The sequence below is a fragment of the Microcoleus sp. Z1_B2 genome (genome assembly GCF_036700325.1).
Lineage (GTDB): Bacteria > Cyanobacteriota > Cyanobacteriia > Cyanobacteriales > Microcoleaceae > Microcoleus.
In genome coordinates, this window is the sequence record NZ_JAUBOQ010000004.1 from 14,769 (window position 1) to 35,415 (window position 20,647).

General features: G+C 41.6%; 19 protein-coding genes. 13 read left to right on the top strand and 6 right to left on the bottom strand.

Translation table 11 applies throughout. From position 1 onward, the window contains the following. Positions 1-12: 12 nt before the first annotated feature. The 5 genes from QT984_RS03035 to QT984_RS03055 all read right to left on the bottom strand — a co-directional run bounded on the left by QT984_RS03035 (position 13) and on the right by QT984_RS03055 (position 5,208). A complete protein-coding gene (locus QT984_RS03035) occupies positions 13-1,134 on the bottom strand; it encodes a DUF6753 family protein (protein WP_333143562.1) in 1,122 nt (373 codons plus the stop codon). A 707-nt stretch (positions 1,135-1,841) separates the two neighbouring features. Continuing rightward, positions 1,842-2,639, bottom strand: coding sequence for a hypothetical protein (locus QT984_RS03040; RefSeq protein WP_015179754.1), 798 nt, complete (start codon positions 2,637-2,639; stop codon positions 1,842-1,844). A gap of 49 nt (positions 2,640-2,688) precedes the next feature. Beyond that, complete coding sequence (locus QT984_RS03045; RefSeq protein ID WP_333143564.1) at positions 2,689-3,201, bottom strand: hypothetical protein; 513 nt, start codon at positions 3,199-3,201, stop codon at positions 2,689-2,691. Continuing rightward, positions 3,194-4,858, bottom strand: a complete 1,665-nt coding sequence (locus QT984_RS03050; protein WP_333373139.1) for a hypothetical protein — start codon at positions 4,856-4,858, stop codon at positions 3,194-3,196. The genes QT984_RS03045 and QT984_RS03050 overlap by 8 nt, the downstream gene beginning before the upstream one ends. Positions 4,859-4,983: 125 nt before the next feature. Beyond that, the gene (locus QT984_RS03055) at positions 4,984-5,208 is read right to left on the bottom strand and encodes a hypothetical protein (protein ID WP_333151699.1); all 225 of its coding nucleotides are present in this window, start codon (positions 5,206-5,208) and stop codon (positions 4,984-4,986) included. Positions 5,209-5,344: 136 nt separating this feature from the next. On the opposite strand from QT984_RS03055, the gene QT984_RS03060 reads away from it, so the two are divergent. The 6 genes from QT984_RS03060 (at position 5,345) to QT984_RS03085 (ending at position 8,427) form a co-directional block, all read left to right on the top strand. Next, the gene (locus tag QT984_RS03060) at positions 5,345-5,680 is read left to right on the top strand and encodes a DUF3846 domain-containing protein (RefSeq protein ID WP_333151703.1); all 336 of its coding nucleotides are present in this window, start codon (positions 5,345-5,347) and stop codon (positions 5,678-5,680) included. Between the two features lie 23 nt (positions 5,681-5,703). Then, positions 5,704-6,357 (top strand): siphovirus Gp157 family protein, encoded by a 654-nt coding sequence (locus QT984_RS03065; RefSeq protein WP_333151705.1) that lies wholly within the window; start codon positions 5,704-5,706, stop codon positions 6,355-6,357. A gap of 366 nt (positions 6,358-6,723) precedes the next feature. Next, a complete protein-coding gene (locus QT984_RS03070) occupies positions 6,724-7,041 on the top strand; it encodes a hypothetical protein (protein ID WP_333151707.1) in 318 nt (105 codons plus the stop codon). Between the two features lie 14 nt (positions 7,042-7,055). Next, positions 7,056-7,295 (top strand): hypothetical protein, encoded by a 240-nt coding sequence (locus QT984_RS03075; protein WP_333151709.1) that lies wholly within the window; start codon positions 7,056-7,058, stop codon positions 7,293-7,295. Positions 7,296-7,366: 71 nt separating this feature from the next. Then, positions 7,367-7,687 (top strand): hypothetical protein, encoded by a 321-nt coding sequence (locus tag QT984_RS03080; protein WP_333151711.1) that lies wholly within the window; start codon positions 7,367-7,369, stop codon positions 7,685-7,687. A gap of 107 nt (positions 7,688-7,794) precedes the next feature. Then, positions 7,795-8,427, top strand: a complete 633-nt coding sequence (locus QT984_RS03085; protein WP_333151713.1) for a hypothetical protein — start codon at positions 7,795-7,797, stop codon at positions 8,425-8,427. Positions 8,428-9,383: 956 nt separating this feature from the next. Here QT984_RS03085 and QT984_RS03090 read toward each other — a convergent pair. Next, positions 9,384-9,566 carry a hypothetical protein gene (locus tag QT984_RS03090; protein ID WP_333142813.1) on the bottom strand — a complete coding sequence of 61 codons (183 nt, stop codon included), beginning with the start codon at positions 9,564-9,566 and terminating at the stop codon, positions 9,384-9,386. 251 nt (positions 9,567-9,817) lie between these two features. Here QT984_RS03090 and QT984_RS03095 point away from each other — a divergent pair, with 251 nt between their 5' ends. The 7 genes from QT984_RS03095 to QT984_RS03125 all read left to right on the top strand — a co-directional run bounded on the left by QT984_RS03095 (position 9,818) and on the right by QT984_RS03125 (position 20,631). Continuing rightward, entirely contained in the window at positions 9,818-10,009 is a 192-nt protein-coding gene (locus QT984_RS03095; protein WP_333142812.1) for a hypothetical protein, read from the top strand. A gap of 868 nt (positions 10,010-10,877) precedes the next feature. Beyond that, on the top strand, positions 10,878-12,257 hold the full coding sequence (locus QT984_RS03100) for a GNAT family N-acetyltransferase (protein ID WP_333142811.1): 1,380 nt from the start codon (positions 10,878-10,880) through the stop codon (positions 12,255-12,257). Beyond that, positions 12,254-13,087: a hypothetical protein gene (locus tag QT984_RS03105; protein WP_333142810.1), complete on the top strand. Its 834-nt coding sequence runs from the start codon at positions 12,254-12,256 to the stop codon at positions 13,085-13,087. Before QT984_RS03100 ends, QT984_RS03105 begins: the two co-directional genes overlap by 4 nt. A gap of 44 nt (positions 13,088-13,131) precedes the next feature. Then, positions 13,132-17,037, top strand: coding sequence for a hypothetical protein (locus QT984_RS03110; RefSeq protein ID WP_333142809.1), 3,906 nt, complete (start codon positions 13,132-13,134; stop codon positions 17,035-17,037). Positions 17,038-17,360: 323 nt separating this feature from the next. Beyond that, on the top strand, positions 17,361-18,230 hold the full coding sequence (locus QT984_RS03115; protein WP_333142808.1) for a hypothetical protein: 870 nt from the start codon (positions 17,361-17,363) through the stop codon (positions 18,228-18,230). Positions 18,231-18,232: 2 nt separating this feature from the next. Further along, entirely contained in the window at positions 18,233-19,498 is a 1,266-nt protein-coding gene (locus QT984_RS03120) for an ATP-binding protein (protein ID WP_333142807.1), read from the top strand. Positions 19,499-19,518: 20 nt separating this feature from the next. Continuing rightward, positions 19,519-20,631: a phosphoribosyltransferase-like protein gene (locus tag QT984_RS03125; protein ID WP_333142806.1), complete on the top strand. Its 1,113-nt coding sequence runs from the start codon at positions 19,519-19,521 to the stop codon at positions 20,629-20,631. The last annotated feature ends 16 nt before the right edge of the window (positions 20,632-20,647 follow it).

The following is a 20,647-nucleotide window of genomic DNA, read 5'->3' on the forward strand; positions in this document are numbered from 1 at the left end:
TAGTATTTGCCATCAAGGAACAAACTCTCGTTCTTGAGGGGAGCGAATCCACAAAGTACAAAATCCTTTTTGTGCAGGTTTACCCTCTACTGTCAGCGTCACCCCCAATCGATTTATCTCAGTTTCACACAATTTTTTGCCACCTTTCTCGCTCAACAAAGCTTGATTCCAGCTCATAAGTTGGCGAGCATATTTCCCTTCATTGCTTGTTGCCCACTGAATTGTATCCGCGTTCTTGCGAGCAAACTGACCCTCTTTGCTCAGCCCCCATTCGAGAGCTACAGCTTGTTCTAAAGTGAGCTGGCGCGGCCCTTTTGGGTCGAGTTCAGGCGGTGGAATGAACCGGGGCACAGCTAACCCGATAAAAGCGCCGATCGCCATTGCCCCTAACACCACCCCGCTCCCAAAAATCACCGACCAAATATCGTGAGCAACTTTCTCTAAAGCTGCTTGTCGCACTAGGGTGTAAACTGAGTTAGAAATGTGGCGATGTTGCACCTTAACAGCCGCTTTTCCCTGCCGTTCTAAAAACTCCCTGCTTTCTTTTTCCCAATTTTCAGTAAGCTGCCGAACTTGTTCCAGTTCTTGAGAAATAACAGCTTGAGAATCTTTCAAATCACCTTGCCATTGAGATTGCCAATTCTTGAAAAACTGGTCAATCTCTTGTGGTTTTTTTTCTAACAGCAGTTCGAGTTGACCTGTAGCCAGCAATACGATAAAAAGCGGGTCATTTTTATTGAGACCGTATCGGTAAGCTGTCTGAATGACATGAGAGCGAAATTTGGAGTCTTTGCCCTTGAGTACCTGGCTGATTAGTGACTCAGTATCTCTCTCGTACATGGGAGAGGCAGATAAAGGATCTCTGTTCAGAGCTTCTCTTTCCCTCGAATCATCGTCTATGAGTTCCCAAAACTCCTTTTCATTTAGCTTACTCCCATCGGATTTCAACTTTTCTTCTACTGCATCTTCTGGGAATGTATCTGGAGAATCGGGCAAACTTTGCGAATTTTCAGCGGATTGTATGGAATTATTTTTGGTATTATTAAGTCTGCCCTGTTCCCTTGGCGTTTCCAATATCTCGCCAAACTCTTCAGAGTCAACTTCGGAAAGTTCTTCTAAAAGTCGATCGGACATTTAACCTCCTACCTAATCAAAATCCTAATCTTTATGCTGTTCTGCTTCGCGCATTCTATAGTGTGAACTCATATTTTGTCCGTCTCCTAACGAGTTCATCACCCATTGATCTCGTTTCCGGCTGCATCGTCAGGTGATAAATTAGAGGGCAATTTATGAATGATTGTTACAAGTCGCCACCTATCTCGGCGCAATTTTCAGTTGTTCGATTCACAGTCAACAGCGTCGCCCTGAGCGGAGCGTCGCCCTGCCCTTCGACTACGCTCAGGAACCGCGTAGCCGAAGGGTCGAAGGGTCAACAGTCAACATCATGTCTGAGTGCAACCGGAATTGATATGACTGTAAAATTTACAGGAATACCCGCAAATTATCGGTTTAGACACTATCTGTAGTATTAAGATGTGTTTCTGCCCACCCAGCCCGCTGGCCCAGTGGTGAAGAAGTTTTTGAAACCCTGGAAATCTCGTAGCGGGCGATCGATCAATCTTCTTCTTTTCAGAATTTAAACGCAATAAACAACGTTTATTGCTAATATCCAACGCCTGGGATAACACAACTGCGTTGATTGCACTCAGCCAGCGGGCTGGTTTCGGCACACCCTATCAGTAGAGTCTGTGCGTAAGCCTTAATTTAGATTCTTAAAAGCTTACGATACCTTTTTTACAAATTACAGCCTCCTGAGACTTTACAACCTGTTGCTTATTTTGTTACTCATTTTGGGGCTCATTTTCTATCTGCATTTCCTCATTTTTTTTTTGTTCATAGGGCGCGATAACTTCTTTTTTATTGCGATTGGGTGCGTTGTTAAACAAACCTACATCTTCTATCAGACGGAAACAGTCTTCCAGAAAAGTATGCAATCGCTGCTGACTAATCAAGAAAAATTCAGAGTGTTTCATTGCTTGAGAAAATGACAACCGCTTCGTATCAATAAACTTGCGCTCTCTTGCACTCAGAGCCGGCAAATCTACCACAGGAATTCGGTAATTATTAATGAGCTTGTTCATTTCTTTATGGCTTTGTACGTGCGACCAATCTTTGCAAACTCCAAAATTGCGGACAAAAATGTGATTGAGCTGACCTTCAAAGTAGTTGAAAGAGTCAATAAACATTTCAATGCTGTCCGTCGTGCCACCGCAAATAAACCACTTGCATACATCAACTCCTGACTGCTCTTTAAAATCAGGAGAGGTTAAATTAGCTTCGTCAATCCATTTGTTGATAATGCTGTAAACCCGAGCTGGTAAATTGACAATCACAGGAGTTTCTACTGCTGTTTCAAAAATAATATCGATATCGAAAAACTTCTCTTCATCTTCAACTAAAGCTACGATTTTTGCATTGTGTTCAGGATAGCGCTGCTGCACGTCAGGATTTTGAAAATCGCCATCAATTAACGTGTACAGCAGTTCATACTTCTGATTGAATTCAACCAGAATCCGAGTTAGCATCGACTTGCCAACACCACCTTTCTCGCCGTCAACCAAGTGAATCATGTTAGTCATTTCATTCCTCCTTGCTGGATGTCGATGTCTATTCAAGACTTAATAATTTTTAACTAAAGCTAGGCCCGACCATTGCCGGATCGAAACCAGCTAAGTTAAATGCGCTGTTTTCAAACTCAACTTCTCCCGAAAATTCCTCTGGTTCTTTTTCTTCGGGCAAACTTGCGGGATTTGAACTCTCAGGGGCAGTTAATTCCGTAGCAATAGATGCACCTGAATTCGATAAGTGAGGGAAAGTAGCTAAAGGAATTAAACCCGAAGAAATACCAGGGGCAATTACTCCTAACTCGGTACAGTTAAATCCCGCATCTCGGCAAACTTCATCTATCTGCCTAAGCAAAAAATTAATGCTTTCTCGCCTCAAATACTCTAACTCTGTACTAGAATGACTACCGCTATTGCGTAATGATGCTAACAGCCACCGCGCTTTGATTAGAGGTAAAATCGTTTCCTGTAAACTAAAAAAAGGATGATTTTGCAGGTAAGATAGCAAGATAGCGTCTTCGGAATCTGGCAAAACTTGACAGCGCCAGCAAAATTCCTTGTAACGTTTTCTAGGCATAATTCCTCACCTTCTTTCCAGCACCTCGGTAGGGTCCTCCCAATAAGAGAGCTGCATCTAAGTTTGCTTCTGATTCCTCTAATGAAGGTTCTGTATTGGACGACGGCTCATCACTCAATTTATTAGAATCATCTAAGCAGCTATCTTTGATACTTGAATCAGCCTTTTGTTGAGCGCAAATTTCACTGTTTTGTTCAGTAATATCTTCAGTATTGTGTTCAGTGGGTTCCTCAATTTTTTGTTCAGCGGGTTCCTCAATTTTTTGTTCAGTAATATCTTCAGTCTTTTGTTCAGTAGATTCCTCAAATTTTTGTTCAGTAGATTGCTCGGATTTAGCGTGAGTAAATTGCTCAAGTTTTAATTTAGTAGGTGGCTCGGATTTTGGGTGAGTAGGTTGTTCAGATTTTGGCTTGGTAGATTGTTCAGATTTTGGCTTGGTAGATTGTTCAGCACATTCTTTTACACTCTGTATATCAGTCGTAGGGACTGGAGCATCTCCTGAACTGGAAGTTGTATCTTCTGCCCTCTGAGAAGTTGCCGCACCAGACCTTTGCCTCGGTATCTCAAACTGAGATGTGAAGTAAGAAAATAGTCCGTAAACATCAGCTATGCGGCAACCTAAACCATCAGGATCGAGCGTTTTTGGCACTGTTATACCTGCGTGCCAAGACAGCGAATAATGAGAAAACTGATTTCGCAGTTCTGGCTTCATATATTCAGAAGTCCCCCCGCAAAATACAATTTCATCTAAATCGGGCGGCAGCACTTCATTAATCCAATGAGATAGCATTCGAGCGTAGTCGAAGCGAGACAGCTTGACTGCTTCAATCAATTGGTCAACTTCTCGATCTTTCGCTGTTTCCTCTCGATTCCGAGCAATTCGGTAAAAGTAAGGGCGGTTGTAGCTTACGCCCGCTTGAGCGATTGATAAAGCCAAACGGGAAGCATCGTAGTTAGAGGTTCGCTCTTGAACTAGATCCACCAACCTTACCATTCCTAAGTCTGAAGTTTTGCCCTTACCGACAGCACCGCGTGCCGAAACTATTACCGAAGCATTGCGAAATCCTACCATAACAAAGGCAGTTACCCGCTGCTTGAAGGCTGAACCTAAATTACTGTTGTGGATCAAAGCAATGCCGCCACCTTCTTGCAAAGCTTGGGTTTTGTCCAGGGTGACGGATAGCTTGCCGGTCGGTGTTTCAAATGAAGTAGAGTATTGACTTAATAGCTCAAAAAATTGCTTGGAGTCATTAAATTCGCCTGGCGGCAAGAAAACGGAGATTGCAGCGCTAAATTGATTGCCTAAATTTAACTTCCGCGACACTACCCACAAAGCTGCTAGAGCTTTGTACAAAGCGCTACTGTACTTCAGTCCTGCCAAACCGATGTGAGCATTGAATTGCGCTGCTGCTAGGTAGCCAACGGCTCGGCATTCATTACCAATTGCCACCCAAGCAATATTTTCGGGAGATGCTGATGCGAGGTTGGGTTGTGTGAAACAATTGGCTATGTCTTGGCTCACTGGCCCCACCTGCGATTCCATTACAAAGGAGTTCGCTTTACTGCCTGCTTGCGAGCTTTGGCAGAAAACTCTAGTAGATAAGCCGCCAAAATCTATAGCCAGAATCGCATCTGGTATTGAGGATTTTTTCTTCATAAACGCTGGCTTTTATTACGTTACAAAATGATAGTATTGGCTTCAGTTTAAGTCTGACCTCACCAAATCCGGTGGTTTTGGATAATTAAAATAGCCCCCTCCAAATGGCGGGGACAGGCTGCCTTTCAAGGAAAAAATCTTGGGTAGATTATCAGGGAAAGAGCTTTAGAGTTGTAAGAAACGGTGTAGGTATTGTGAGTGAGATACCGAGCAGGTACGCCCAAAGTATCTTCAATAAAGTGTTTGAGTTCGGTGTGGGAGTAGCACTTCTCGAACGTACCCCACTTGGTAATTACGCCATCGTTATAAGCAATACCCGCATGATTGGTCGATCGCGGGCGTGATAGCACTAACCACCAGAGTTGGGCGGGTTAAGTGGTAAGCAGAGGTCATACTAAATCAACTTAATATCAAGAGTAATTTTAAATATACGAAAAATTTAAAGTAAAGGGCTACCGCTAGGGTGTAAAAAATAGGGAGTAAGCTATGCTCTACGCTTTGATTAATTCAACAGGAATCCATCGGCTGGAAGTAGAAGAAAAGTTGGAACTTGCAGATTTGCAAAACCGAGTGGGCATTGCAGGTGAACCTGCGTTCATAGAATATGTCCGGAATCAATTTCCAGATCCCGCGATAGACCTAATCTGTGATGAGGAATTCTTATACAAGGAATTGCCCTTAACCTGCATTACTCGTCGCAGTATTGCACTTGGCGGTCAAGTGATTGCTACTGCCTGTACGGATGATGGTGAAACAATAGGGTTGACCGAAGCTCAGTTTCAATTAGTCGCGACAAATCTGATTATTGCGAGCAGGATCTAATCTATCATGCCTCAAGTTTGCGCTTGGGGCAACTTCCTTACCCCGAAACTCCTGAAACCGACTCAATTGTGCAGCAAGCATGGCAACACATGAACCCAGACCAACGTGCTCTGATTTCCAGTCGCTGTGAGGCTCACCGAGGGCGCACTAAGTCATTGCATTTACTTACTGTAGAACTGGAGGACTTGGATAAGCTAATCGACAACATCGAAGGTGAAGAAATCACACCCGAATTAGAAGTAGCGGTGCAACAACTCTTAGAACAACGGGGTAGTACCTACGAGCAATGGCTTTCCAAGGTTGATAACTACTGCGCTGCCATTACCAACCGCCATGCCCTGAGCCAACAACGTAAATCTGAAGCAGAACGCCTGAATAAACTCGCAGCTACCGACAGCAAACGAGTGAATTGGATGAAACAGCAACTCAAGAGCTGTCTCAAATCTCAGGGTGTCAAGAAACTAAGGCTGCGCCGCATCCACTTAACTATCAGCAACAATGGCGGAGTTTTGCCCCTCAAACTCCCTTGTGAAGTAAATCAACTTCCTCCCCAGTTTCAACGCATTGAAGTATCGCCCGATAATTCAGTCATCCGACAAGCCTTGGAAGCGGGAGATATCGAAGCTCAGAAAGTTGCACAATTCGGAGGACGCGAAACTCATTTGAGCGTTTTATAGATTGCCATTAAGCAGCAAATAATCACTTTTTACCAAGGACTATTTCCTGCTGAATGTTAACATAAAAACAAAAGTAATTTTAATAAGATAGCTGTCGCTAGTGTAGAAAAAACACTAAGTTAAAGGTACACAATGCACTGCTGTTTAGGGTTAGATTGTCCTCAAATGGGTTTAGATGAAGGCGGAGAGTGGGGAGCCTCTCATAGTTGTAAAAACACTTATTCTGGCTCCTTCCTTCTTCCTTCTTCCTCTTTCCTCCTGGCTCCTGGCTCCTAACTCCAATTTCTAGCTTGGCTGCAAAAGTGAGATGTTCCCGGAGAGTGCATCAACGAAGAAAGTTGCTACCGTTACACAGAAGCTGGGAATTTGTACGAAATAGTGCTACTCAAAGGATTCCCAGGTGCGGTGTATCTTTGCTGGCATAGCAAGGATAATGCGAACACCGAATGGACTGATGAAAAGTGGGGGTTCAAGCACCTCAACAACTGCGATTGGTTGCTGCACAGCAGCGCATCATTGAATGCCTTTGCAGAATGGCAACACGCCTATTACAAACTAAGCTCTAGAAACAATACCAAGTATGTCCGCAGTGACTTATTTGATGACTTTGAGTATTTGAGAAAGCAGGTAGACCCAGACTACGGGAAACGCCAAGAAAGCAGCGCTCTCATCCTATTTGAATAACAGAACACATAAAAATGACCAGAAACATTCACACATTCCTCAGAACGGCTTGCTTCGTGAGATGCCGTCACCATTCCCATCACGAACGAGGATACACCTTAAAGCATCATAAACTTGAGGGCATCATTCAAGTTTGGTTCAACTCTTTTGAGCTGTTGGATGAGGCAGAAAAAGTTTTGAGAACAGAAGGGCTTGAACTAAAGATAACTTTGGCTGATCAATCTAACGGCTGTTTTCTTTCGCTCGATTGTTAGATAACTACTACACTCTGGGATTAATGGAGTCATAAAAGATGCAGATTTTCTCATTGAGGAAGTACAATCCCATGTCTCATTCCAATCGGATGGTATCGCGCTATGAGTATCCCAACTGCTATCACGACAATGTGTATAACTTCAAAAAAATGATTTATCCAATCAACCCGTTTGATGATGGGGTATGGATTGAAGCTAGTCGGGTTCCGCCTGAAGTGTTCGTGCAGTCTATTAAAGTAGAGTTTATTCTGAGAGATGCGAAAAATCCTTGGCTGAATGTCATCAAAAATGATTCATCAGAAATGATGGTTCGTGTTGATGCCCAATGGATTCAAACATTTAAAATACCCCGATATCTGGGAGGTAACTCAAATGAAATAACAACAAAATAAAGAGCAATTCGTTGTTGAGCATTGACTAAAACAACGGTAGATATTGAATACACGAAAGGCCAAAAAACCAGCGTTTCCATGCCCTTTTACTTGAACAAGGAGGAATCATGTTAGGAACACACTTCATCGAATTACCCGTAGCGATGCCACCCATGTTACCGGGGATGGTGGGAGTCAACAACACTCAATACTTTGCTCTTTATTACCAAGGAAGCAAAGCCACCTGGAGTAATGGCAGAGCAATGGCTACATTTAGCTACTACGCCGTGTATGCGCCACTGATAGAACACATAACTCTCGCAATCCACTTAGAATCTTACAACTTAGGCTCTGATGATGAATTGCCCGAACACGCAATTTTATGCGACACTGTTCGCCATAAAATGTATGTCGGCGCGTACAAAGAAATCGATTATTTCCTGTTACAGCAGCATCCCCATGAGCCGTCCCAGTTGACCGCCCAAGAGTTTGAAGAAGCCGTGAAAGCGGTGGAAAGTATGACCTTAGAGCAAATGCAGCGTTTGGGAATGTTCGAGATGTTCGGCAACACCAATCCCCAAGCGCGCCTCGCAACCGCAGAATTGGTGCAGTGGCTAGACCAACAAATCACCGAAGAATTGATACAGCAATATATCCAATTAGCTAATCTGGGTAATTGGACAGCGGTGAGGGCATTAGACACCCTCAAGCGTAGAATCTCAGAAGGTAAGAAATACCACCAGCAATTAGAGAGCAACTAAATTATCTATGCCGGAGAAGTCTCGATATTACAGCCCCGGCATGGGTACAAAACACCCATAGTGTAGCAAACGCGGAGTTAGCCCATGAAGCGATTGACTTGGAGGGATAAAGCAATTTATTCAGTAATTTTCTCGATGCTTGGCAGCTTTCTAAGAGTAACGAAGACCTTTAACAACCAGCCGGGAAGTCCCTCGGTATATTTAGAGGGGATTAATCTGAGCGCTGCGCGAAGTACCCCGAATAAATTACCGCAGGGACTTCCCGGCTGGTTGTTAAACAAAAATACGAAATTTCCTCTTCAACGGCGAACACGCTCGCGCTGGAAAACTGTAAAGCTACCTTTAAACAAAGTAAACGGACACCAGCGGATTCGGATCGGATACATTGTTTCATGCCGATTCCAGAGAGCACTCCATAATATCCCAGTCAATGCCATCATCGGGGAACAAGGATAATTGCCCTGGCGATACGTTTGATTGACCGCGATTGTGATAGGACAGGTGACACGCGGTACACAGAGCGATTAAGTTTTCTGGGCGATTGTCCTCCGGTATCCGATTGCGATGGTGCACCGCTAAAGTTAAGGCACATCGTTCAGATTTGGTTAAGCCGCTTTGTTTACCGGGTCGGAGTTTACCGGGTCGGAGGCATTGTTGATGGCACTTTGCACAACGCCACCCCGCGTTTTCTTTCACCGAAAGCGCAATCTCTTGCCAATTGTCGGGATATCTCTTTGGTTTAGGCATAGCGGTAAAAGCTCATCTTTTCAAAATAGGGCGATCGCTCTGTTATCGAAGTAAATTCAATTCAAAGTTGTCAGCAGTCAATGTCAACTTCAACGCTGTCTTAATTCTCCCACAGGAATTCTGCCAATAAGCGAAAATCTTCAACGGTGGGCTTATACTCGCAAGCTACTTCCCATGCTTCGGTTAAAATAGCCCATTGTTCGGGAGTCTTAGGTTTTTGGCGCACCAGACAGAGTGAGGAAATTGGTTTTGATGCGGGCTTCTGATGGGTTAACCCCCGATTTTACCAGTTGTAGTTCAAATGATGGATGGATGCTGCTGGCAAGGATGTCGGCATAGTCCATTTCCAGCAAATTGATTTGTTCGATCGGCCAGTCAGTCATTCTCTGCATTCCATATTTCTTAGTGCCTATCTGCCATCATTTCACGCTTGTCTCATTCTTGAGCGATCGCCAAGTAAGAACACACAAAGTACACAGCAGCAGAAACTCGCTTGACGATCGCACACAGTCCCAGCGACCCCTGGGTTTTTTAGTTGGTGACTTTTGGGATGACGAGCGTTGGTGAGGAAACTTGAAAAGCAGTGGCTACACAACTTCTGTTAAGCTTGCTAGATTAGCGAGTAGTCTAAAAAATCAACCCTATGAATTCACTAACCTTTTTGCACAACATCAACATCAACAGCGCCATCATCAGCGTTTTGAACTTGGTGCTGTTTCTTGAATTGACGATCGCCTGTTGCCGGGGAATGTACCGGGGTTGGACGATCGGTGAAGCAACTGTTGGCAAAATATTCTTACTAACCACGATCGCTGCAATCATGTTTCGCTTCTGACAATCGTGGCCGCATGAGTTTGCGGTGTTAAGTGTGTGGCCTCAATGCGCGTTCTGGGTGTTTGCTGGGGGATTAGTCGGCTGCACTTCCAAGTGGGGTGTCGAGCGAGTGTTTTCCCGTTGCTGATAATTATCGTTCCGAACTATCGCTTTACATCGAATCTCTAGCTCGCAACATTTGGAATAGCCCAGTGCTGAGGGGGTTTCGTACTTGGAATAAGTTATTCCGCATTGGGGACATCAATTAGTAAACAGCGGGTAAGCGCCTAAAAGTTCTAAGTGTTGCAGGATAAGTTCGCCATTCTAGTAGCTCGCGCTCTCTTCCATAAATTATCCATCCAGTTTTGTGTTGGGGCTTTCTTAAAAATCCGGTTAAGTGCTGCTGGTGTTGTGATCTGTTAACACTTGTGCTATATTCTGAAGTCTTTATCCTTCTAAAATGCTTAATTGTCGTGCAAGTACCGGGTGTGACAGTAAGAGCCAGCCCAACCCTTGCTGGTCATAGGATGTAGCCATGACATCCTACTGATAGGACTATGCAAGTAGCATACGCGAATCAGCTTGTAAGGTGTGTCAGACTCTGATTATGGATAGATTCTCACATTATCAGGGGGTTCTTATCGGGTCTACCTTATTAATTGGGAGACTTGCATAGCTCCTGGTTAAGTAAGTTATTCTATCAAACAATTAACTAATCAAGATGTAATGTTTTAGTCCAAAAACTTAGTAATGCAAAAATTTAATAAAGTCGTAAAAGTACAATACAATTAATAGTATAAATTTTACCGCAAGCAACAAGTGTAAAATTAACAGGTGCGGACATCGGCTACACTTGTCTACGTTCGTTGGTTGGAAGAAGTGAGGTATGTGTGCAGACTAGGTGTTTAGAGTCAGAGGTGGTATTTGCTTCGAGCGAGGAGCTAGTTCAGATTAAGGTGCTTGCCGATGTGCATCGGCAAGAGATAGGCTTTGTGAATCGGGCAGTCCTGGCAGAAGCGATCGCAAGTCGTGAAATTCTTTACCACCCCTTCGGCTTTCTCCATTTTCATCACCGTCGAGACAAGATATCTACTCTTTACCATCTTTGCGTTTCCCCCGACCACCGCAGGCTAGGCATGGGTCGTCAGCTTATTTGGGCATGGGAAAAACACAGTAGGAAGTGCGGTATTACAAAACTGCGCCTAAAATGCCCCCTGGACATAGAAGCTAACGGGTTTTACAACAAGATGGGATTTGATCGGGTTCAAATTGAACCTGGTAAACGCCGCTCTTTGGTTGTTTGGGAAAAGATATTATGCTCTAATATTCTCCTGACAATTCCCAAGTTTGTGGCTGCCGTAAGTGCTGGCGGCCCTGAGATTGAACGCAGTCGGCAGTTGTGGAATTCTAGCGGTGATCGGCGTAATCCCTTTGAAAACGTTCTTTACTCACCGATAACGTGCCCAGCTTCTACTACAGAATACTTTCGTCAACAAAAAGATGTGGGAAACATTTCGGAAGTTTGGCTAGATTGCGGTGCATATCAGGTGCAACAGGGGAAATTTACTTACGATCGACTGCTGGAATTTTTAGATAATTTTTATCGCAATAATACTTGGGCAGATGGGTATGTATTGCCCGATATTGTACCCATCTCAACTGATTCAGATGAAATAGTGGAGTACAAAGTTCGCGAAACGCTTTACCATTGCGAAAAATTTTTCGGTAAAATGCCTGTTTATGTACAAGAACGCGCGATCGCCCCCGTACACGGACGCACTATCAACCAAATCAATCGCTGCATTGAAACCTATGCAAAAATGGGTATTACCCGTATCGGCTTTGGCTCTTGGGGAACGTCAGGACCCAACGGCAGCGTTAATATGATTTCTGAATCTAGTTTGGCATTGTTTAAGATTGTTGGCAGTATCGCCCGCGAAAAAAACATGAAAGTTCACTGCTTTGGCATTGGCGGTCCAAACAGCTTTTATCGCCTCCGCAACAACTCCCTTGTACCCCATAGCTTAGATAGCTCAACCTGGTCAAAAGCAGGAGCCTTCGGCAGCATCTTTTTTCCGGGTACTTCTCAAATTCAAATTACCGTTAGACGCGGTTTTGAAACTACTAAAACTGGTCTAGAGGAACTCAAAAAATCTACGCAACATTCATGTTACTTTTGTCAAAGTATTGATAAATTGAGAACAAGCCGAGAATATCGGATTATGCACAATTTAACTGCTTGGTTAGATACTTTAGAACGCGCTTTATGAGCAATAAATTAACTTTACATATTCAGCAAAATACTACGCTAGAAAGAGTAGCTATAATTCTTGATTTTTTGAAAAATAAAGAAACAAATTTTGAACAACTTGGAGCTAGTTGTAATTTAGGGCTTTCCGTTCTCCAAAAAGTGGTATTTCCCTTCTTGCGAAATCTTTCAATTATTTCAAAAAAAAATCCCCCCTCACTGACACCTCTTGGTCAAGTTGCAGCTAAAATTCAAGAGTCTAACCCCGAATTGCTAGGAGATTTTTTACATTTAGTAATTTATAATCTACACCAAGAAGAAGCTGAAAAAAGGTTTTCTTGGACTTATGCTACAGTTGTACAACAACTCTGGTTGCGAAAAGAAGTTGTTTTATCACCGCCCGAAAAAAAGTCCCTAGTTGGAGAAGTAATTGAAAAGGCTGCTGTGAAGTTTGAACTACCTACCAGTGAAATAGCATTTAGTGATACGAGTGTGGCTGGTGCCCTCAATTGGCTGCGATCGTTATCACCCAGTGTTATAGAACCAGAAGGCAAATACGAACACTTCAGCCGTCGCTACTTCAGTGCCGCTCCTATTTTACTTCAGGCAGTAGACACAATCTACAAACAGCAACAACGAACCTATGGAGTCAAGATTTTCTTGCGAGAAGAAGTTCAAGAGGCTATTTGTCAAATGTTGTTGCTAGATCCGAGCGGATTAGATGGTAGCATAGATAATGCTAAATGCACCTATGATTATGATCGAGGTGGCTTCTTTGACTGTGGCTATGAAGGGGGATACGGACAATGGGTAATGCTAACTCAATCCCCTGAGTGGACTCAATTGCTTTAGCTAAGTATTAGCATTCTCCGAGACACACTTTATATTTACAATCCATGAACAGATTATTAGAACAACTAGACTCTATCCAAGCAATTGTCGATACAGTCAATCCCTCCCAGATAGAAAATGAGCCTCAAGAAGTAGCCAGAGTTTATAATCTATATGCCACCACCTATAACCCAATTGAACCCGTAAAAACTCTAAAAGACCATTTGATTGAGGAAATTGGTAAGGGTAAACCTGTTACTGGCTACCTTAGTGCCGACTATGGGTATGGTAAGACAGCAACACTAATTTATTTATGGCAGCAGTGTCAGGATCATAAGATAATGGCGGTGCCACCTTTCAAGTTTAAAGAGCTGGGAGATTTGATGGTTGCCACTTATGGCTGGATAAAAACGCGCCTCAAACCAGAATTTCTTCCTCAGATTGAGGTACTGTATCGCAAATATGGCTTGAAGTCTCAGCAAAATATAGCAGCAGACATAGCGCTTAAGTACAAGTTATCTGAAGAGAAAGCTTTAAAAATTATTCAACAATTAAATACTGACACCACAAATACTGATAATGTTTTGAATTTTTGGCAGGAGACAGTTTTTCTCCTCCGACAAGCAGGTTTTGCAGGTTTAGCAATATTTGCGGATGAAAGCCAAGAATTTTTGCGAACAGAAGAAGGTGCTAGCGTTCGCATCCAGATTTTGAGCGATTTAGTTAAAGGAATGCGAGCTTTGGGTTCTACGCCTGTTGCATTAATTCTAAGTATGCCGACTACTCCGACTGAATCAGCTATTGAAGAACAAGCTGGTGATATTATTCACCGTATGAAGGAACAGAAAGTATCTCTTAGATTAGCTGGTGCGTACAGCTCTGAGTTCCCAGCAAAACTGTGGAATTATTTGTGTACTAATTTTCTGGAAGACAAGGCGCAGCAAAATCACTTGGCACATCCAGCAACAATTGAAAGTTTAGGGCAATTATGCGATCGACAAAACTTCAGCAATGGCCCTCGCACCGTCATTGAAGTATTTAAACGCATCATCCATTTTGCTCCAAATAATCAGCGTCCCTATACTCCTTTAGATTTGATTCAGGATTATCTAGAAGGACAAGTACAGTTATATGGCACGGAACAACACAAAATTAGCAATACTATCAAAACCTTGGAGCCGTTGATCTCCTTTCCAAAACACCCCAAAGGACGAGAGGTAATCAAGCTACTCGCTGGTTTCCCCTCAGGCCTTTCTGAAAGTGTAGCTAAACAATTTCAACTCTTAAAGGAGTTGAAAAAACTAGCAGAAGATGACAATTTTTACGGGCTGCACATTATACAGCCGACTGAGCGCACTTTTGCTTTAGTCGCCCTTCTTCAGACAAGCATTCCCACAGTTGTAGATAAAATTCTAAATCGATTTCGTCAGCAATGGTTTGGAGAGTGGAACGATACTCAAAAAGAAGAGATGGCTACAACGATTTTCAAGTCGGAAATTATTTCTTTACTCTTCCCACTTTCTAGAACTGGTCAGAAAGCCAATTGGTCTTGGCGTTATAAAGGGGAGTGGAAGCAGGATAGATTCGGAGTTTTTAATTTATTAGAAGGGGCTCCAGAAAAATATAATGCGGATTTTCCTAAGCGTTCTCTTGTTATCAGTGTCGGGAGTAAAGAATCTGGTTTAATGAGGTTTCAATCCCCAGAAGAAACTCACTTAGATTGGCGGTTTTACTTTAACTATGAGCGAAAAGCAACCGTCGTTCCACAAGTTTTAACTGCGATCACCGGAACTAATCAAGTAGACTTCCATCTTCAGTTAGGTCGAAGTTTTGAAGGCGAATATCCCACATCATTCGGCTTACTCCGCAAAGTCATGGCTTCCGAACAATGTTCTGTTTGTACGCTGCTGAGTTTGTCTCATTATATTCAAGACTGGCTCTCAAAAAATCCTGAAGTCAGTAAAGCCGATCGCTCTAGATTAGAACACCATCGCCAAGAGTGTCACCAGTATGCCATGCGATTGCTGTTTCCGGCGATTTCGCCTCAAACTTGGGAAATTGGGGGCCTCAAGGGGGTAAATGGCTCAGACAGTAAACTTATCGAATCAGTGTTCTATCAAAAATGTAAAGCCTTATTTACCGATTATAAGTCTTTCTATAATAGTCTGAACCCGACGTTACGTAAATATAAGTTCCTCTTGGAAAAAATACCTTTATCTGTTCGCAAAGGTCGTCAGTTATATCAAGTTTCCAAAGAAGAATTTGAAAAATTGTTTGAAATGGGGAGTTCTAGCCTACCCAGTGTTTTAGCGGTTTTCAAACAACATGGCTTGATGAGTGGGGAAAAAATTGCCAAGCGGAAAGAAGGAAATTCCCAAATTAAATTTACAGAACATCCTTTGGAATCGTTTATTAAAGAGAAACTGCAATCACAAGGCAGAACACAAACAGTTGAGACGGCGTGGGGACAGCAAGATGTTAAAGCATTAGAGTATTCAAAGTTATGGAAAGCAGTTAAACTGCTTGGCTATCTTGAAGACGAGTTCCAAGAAGCTCTTGAATGGTTGCAGCGGCGACGCTACATAGAGTGGGCGCGTTCAACGGATATTATCCGCGAAGCCAGTTTGGAATTAGAGCCAGAGGAGTTAAATGGTCAATTAAAAGAACTCCGCGTTCGGGTTTCTTCGTTACTTGAAAGTTTTGATGAGACGATTTTACGTGAAATCAATGAAAAGATAAATGAGGAGGAAAAAATTCTTGATGCTAACCATGAGTCAGAGGTAGCTCTCGACCAAGTTCATAGAAATATCCAAGCCGAACGGGAGCTTCTAGAAAATTTTTGCATTGAGAGGCGCTCAACCCTGCAAAAAGAACTGCGTGGAATTAAACTCAGGCTAGAAAAATTTACCTTAGACTTGAATGCTTCTAAAATTAGTCAAATGATTGAGAGTGATAGCGGCCTAGAATCTTGTCTCAATGACTACCGGATAATTTTGGAAAGGCAAGTAAATCAGCTAGATAAAGATTGCCAAAGCCTAGCTAGTTCGCTTAAAGTAAATGAAACTGATATACTTGCATTGCATCATCAGCTAAAGCATTGTCAGCAGTTTTGGCTAACTTGCGAACCCACTAAATTAAGGCTTGAGGAGTTGGTAGATGGTTTAGAGAAGTGGCGGATTATTCTAAATCGAGCACAGATGTTACGAGAGAATTTGAATAAAGACCCAGTTCGCTTGATGCGTTACGATGATGACTTTGTTGACCGGGTTGTTAAGCATTTTAGCAACAATCAGCTTGAGAGTTTTAGACAGTACGATTTACTGCAACAACCTTTGGTTGAACTTGAAGAGGAAATTAATGGTGAACAGCGCTCGCGTCGAGAGGCTTTCGAGCAAATGCTTAGTCGTTACGAAGTCTTACTGGATCTAATTTCAATTAATGAATCTCCTTTGAAAAATCGATGCAAATTTGATGATGAAGACCGGGATGGATCTTACCACATTATGAAAGGAGTTGTGTGGGAAAATTTGCAAAAATTCTGCGAAGGTTTGGTTTCAGAATGGGAGCAATTGGAGCGTGATTTTTCCTTTATTTCCCAAGAACGCGACCACGATATGACAGAGTTTTTGAGTCAACTCACTGATTTAAAAACACAGCTATCATTACAAAGAGAACAGTTGCCATCTGCGATCGACAGCTTAGCCAACCTTGAAGAACAGATAAACGAACTCAAATCTATTTTTGAACGCGGTCAGGTTCTTCAGAATAAATTGAAAGAAATTCATTTTAAAAGAGATGAAAGCCTTCTGGAGGAAGAAAGACAGCTTTTAAATGCCATTAGCTCTGACAACAGTGCGATCGCCATTAGCCAACTTCGTCAAAATTTGCCACATAATCAGGAGGTATGGGAACTCTTAAAGACTTTGTACAAAAAGGGACATCTAGAGATTATGCTTCGCCGTCGGGATTAATCTTTAAAGAGTGAGGACTCCAGCTCATTTGTTAACAGACTGCTCGCGATCAGCCTCTTCCGGCAGATGGTGTTTCTACCACTTCTGTTCGCTCCAGGTTGCGTTAGCAAAGCTTACCGAGGATCTGAGGTCTATGAGTTCTCCTCTCAAGGCGAGACCATAACGCTTTAACCAATTGCCTATTCGCCAGATTTGGTGATAACCTTGAGAAGGTAAGCTGCCTTCAGGAGGTCTTAACCCGTATAGCAGAGAGCAGTAAAATATTGTGACCTTAGTGTTTACTGCAATAGACTCAACCTTTTACTTATACGCTTAAAGGTACTATGTCCAAGATAATTCCAGTTTTTTACTTACCAAAAGAGTATTATGAACAGGACATGAGGGTACTGGCGGAAGGGCTTGTAGCTAATAACGGTCAGATATTAAAGGCTGCATTGTCTTGGTTGGAAGGTAAGCTAGTTACTCATAAGGCACATAAAGGAAAGCCAGTAGGAACCCCCATGTCTGCTACAACTATAAAAAACTATTTAGCTGGTTTTTATGTTCTCGATATTTATAAATTAGATGGTCAGTTATATTCAGAAACTACGCCTGAAAAAACCAGAGCATCAATTTCGGTTCAGTCTAAAATAGAAGTTATCAAGCCCTTAGAGACTCTGGCTAAAAAGTCTTCTTCTCTTGAAGTTTTTAATGAAAATTTAACTCAAATTTGTTCTCAATATTCCCCAATGGTTAAAACTTACAGTAACGATAGATTTTTACTGTGTGAAAAGTATCAATTATCAGAAAACCCTGAACTTGCTAAACTTCAAGAGTTATTAATACAACATTGTGGCTATAGCTATGTTGGTAATCCAGGGGTGGGTTATCTCGATCTGTTTTATAGACACAAGATACAAATTGACAATTACTTAAACCTTTTAGACTTTATTTTAAAAAATTATCGCGATATTGCCCAGAAAAGTCTGGGTCTAGTTCCAGTTGCTCAGATTCGTGATAGAATTATGACGCAAGGATCAGATTATACGGAAGAACACTTTAAAAAACATCTGATTCAGTTGCAACTGACTCACCGCATCGAATTAAGGACAACCAAGTCTCAGCTTGCCCGTAATATGGGAATTGAGTGTATTGACATTCGAGGAGTCAATTACGGATTTATCAAACTTCTAGAACCTGCTATTGCTGTCTAAGTATGTCCTATCAAGATGTTAAGGGAAACCTTGTACCGCCTGCTCTAAATCCCTACGTGGCTTCTGGCTCTGCTATGTCAGTATTAGAGCAGAACTATGAATTTACAATTGTTCATACAAAGTTTATTGACAATCTCCTGGAAGAGGTTAGACAATCACTCAATATAAAGAGACCAATAAAACTATTTTTTGTTGGAGATTATGGATATGGCAAGACAACTTTATTAAATCTTATAGCCAAAGAATTTCATGATAGACAAGGCATTTGCATACCCATTAAATTCTCTGAGATAGTTACGCCTATTGCAGCGTCCAGCCAGCCAGATAAGCACTTTGAGAGTCTTCTGGGAGCTATTTTTACCAAGATGTATAACGTTTTGATTAGAGAAGGATGTTTGACTAAACAAGATGAAGTATTATTCGAGAAGATAGAGTTTATCGATTTATTTGAAGTTTTTTTGGAAATGCTGAATCGAACGCAGAAACAGAATATATTAATTGCTTTTGATGAAGTAGAGCTCCTCTTTTCCAACCTAGAACTAAAACTTTCATATTTTATGACTTTTTTGCATGGGTTGTCCGAAAAATTTTCAACCAGACCGGGTTGGGGATTGTGTATAAGTGTCACTCAAGAATACTACAGTCAAATTATTTCAGAAGCTAAACAGTTACAAGAGGCTAGGTTTAACTTTAAAATTATAACTCCTCTACCTTTCTCCGAAGTGAAAGAATATATAGAAACAAAAAACAGTTCAGTTACTTTGAGAACAACTGATAAAATTTATCCTTTTGAAGAAGAAGTAATTGATTTTATTACAGTAGTCTCTGGAGGGGTTCCAAGATATGTAGAAACTATTGGCCAATTGCTTTGGGCAGAAGCAGAACCCCACCACACTTTGGTTAGTATTGAAACTGCTAGAAGAATTTTCAGTAATACTTATCGAGTTTACGCCTTATCATATTTCTCAGAGTTACGGGACAGTTTCAAGTTTTCGGAAGAATCGGAGGCTTTTTTGAATATTCTCTTTTTTAGCGGTGGGAGAAGGCAGTCTATTCCAGAGCTTTTGAAATTGAAGGATGCTTGTTCAATTTCATATTTTTATGGACTGTCCGATGAAAAAGCTGATTATAGGTTGAATAGAGCACGTGTAGAACTTAAAAATAAGTTAGGATCTGAGTATTTAGAAGTGTTTGGGCAAAGACCATATAGGTACACCCTCACTAGCTTAATTTTCCAAGATATCTTCCGTTCCCGTGAAAGAATTTAATAAGAAAAAGCGTCGAATATATGACCCAAAAAGATTTTAATCAGTACCTCAACTTAAAGGGAGATAATATAACGAAGGAAATTCAATTATTGCGAAGAAAACTGTCAGATATAATGAACCCCTATAGAAGACCTATATCTTCTATTTTACCAGAAGAACGCCAGGTAGAAAATTCTTTATTATTTGACGATATAGATATTGAGGCTTGCTATGAGAGGTTTGATAGTTGGGATGGTTCTTTGTCAAAGAAAAAAATTCGGGATTGGATTAATCAGTTTGAAACAACTCTAGACCAAAACATAGCATATTTACTCCTGAGTAAGTTTCAGTTTTTCTCCAAAACTCATATTGAATCAGCTAGTCAAAATTTACAGAAAAAGTTACTTGACTTACTTCTGACAAAAGAGAATCTTTGCAAAGCTTTTCGTGACGATCCTAAAGTTGCTTTGAAAGGTAATGAAGCTGAATTTAAAAAATGGTTGAGAAATAAAATTATTAGATATGCTGAATTACCTTCACCGCCGAATACATCAGTGGAAAGTCAATACGGCCTTTGGGGAATTTATGAAAGGTCGGCTTTGACGGCAACTAGCGTTCCTGATGGCAAAAAAATTAGACCTCTGAGCAAGTATTTTCAAGCAGGTACAGAAAACTATGAAACATCAGTTTTTGTGTTTATGGACTATACTAACGGTTCTGGTAATCAACTCGCCAAATGTATTAGAGAAATCAATAAGCTACTCAAACAATATCCTGCATATCAACAGTCATTGTTTATCTTTATGTATGTAGTTCAGGCTACATCATTCAACTTAGCTAGTATAGAATTTGCTTCTGAGAACAGTGAGACTATCTATTATGAATCGATGCTCGACTATAAAAGCCAAGAAATTACGGATATTCTCGACAGCCACCAAATTTCTAAATCAGAATATGATGATTTCATAGAAAAATATTGCCTGCGTGCTTCTGGAACATCATCCGTAGGCTATCGTGAGTCGGGAGCCTTAACCTGCCATCATTATAGTTGTCCCAATAATACATTACCTTTTTTTCATAAACCCAGTACAAATTGGGAACCGCTTTTTAGAAACAGTCAAACACCAAGCGCCACTCGCTATAAGCAAAAATGATTTGCTAGACAAAAAT

Coding starts and splice junctions, on each gene's coding strand:
- QT984_RS03040 (WP_015179754.1), bottom strand. CDS start 2,639: ATGACTAACATGATTCACTTGGTTGACGGCGAGAAAGGTGGTGTTGGC.
- QT984_RS03105 (WP_333142810.1), top strand. CDS start 12,254: ATGAGCAATAAATTAACTTTACATATTCAGCAAAATACTACGCTAGAA.
- QT984_RS03125 (WP_333142806.1), top strand. CDS start 19,519: ATGACCCAAAAAGATTTTAATCAGTACCTCAACTTAAAGGGAGATAAT.
- QT984_RS03115 (WP_333142808.1), top strand. CDS start 17,361: ATGTCCAAGATAATTCCAGTTTTTTACTTACCAAAAGAGTATTATGAA.
- QT984_RS03120 (WP_333142807.1), top strand. CDS start 18,233: ATGTCCTATCAAGATGTTAAGGGAAACCTTGTACCGCCTGCTCTAAAT.
- QT984_RS03080 (WP_333151711.1), top strand. CDS start 7,367: ATGTCTCATTCCAATCGGATGGTATCGCGCTATGAGTATCCCAACTGC.
- QT984_RS03045 (WP_333143564.1), bottom strand. CDS start 3,201: ATGCCTAGAAAACGTTACAAGGAATTTTGCTGGCGCTGTCAAGTTTTG.
- QT984_RS03090 (WP_333142813.1), bottom strand. CDS start 9,566: ATGCAGAGAATGACTGACTGGCCGATCGAACAAATCAATTTGCTGGAA.
- QT984_RS03095 (WP_333142812.1), top strand. CDS start 9,818: ATGAATTCACTAACCTTTTTGCACAACATCAACATCAACAGCGCCATC.
- QT984_RS03110 (WP_333142809.1), top strand. CDS start 13,132: ATGAACAGATTATTAGAACAACTAGACTCTATCCAAGCAATTGTCGAT.
- QT984_RS03075 (WP_333151709.1), top strand. CDS start 7,056: ATGACCAGAAACATTCACACATTCCTCAGAACGGCTTGCTTCGTGAGA.
- QT984_RS03085 (WP_333151713.1), top strand. CDS start 7,795: ATGTTAGGAACACACTTCATCGAATTACCCGTAGCGATGCCACCCATG.
- QT984_RS03035 (WP_333143562.1), bottom strand. CDS start 1,134: ATGTCCGATCGACTTTTAGAAGAACTTTCCGAAGTTGACTCTGAAGAG.
- QT984_RS03050 (WP_333373139.1), bottom strand. CDS start 4,858: ATGAAGAAAAAATCCTCAATACCAGATGCGATTCTGGCTATAGATTTT.
- QT984_RS03060 (WP_333151703.1), top strand. CDS start 5,345: ATGCTCTACGCTTTGATTAATTCAACAGGAATCCATCGGCTGGAAGTA.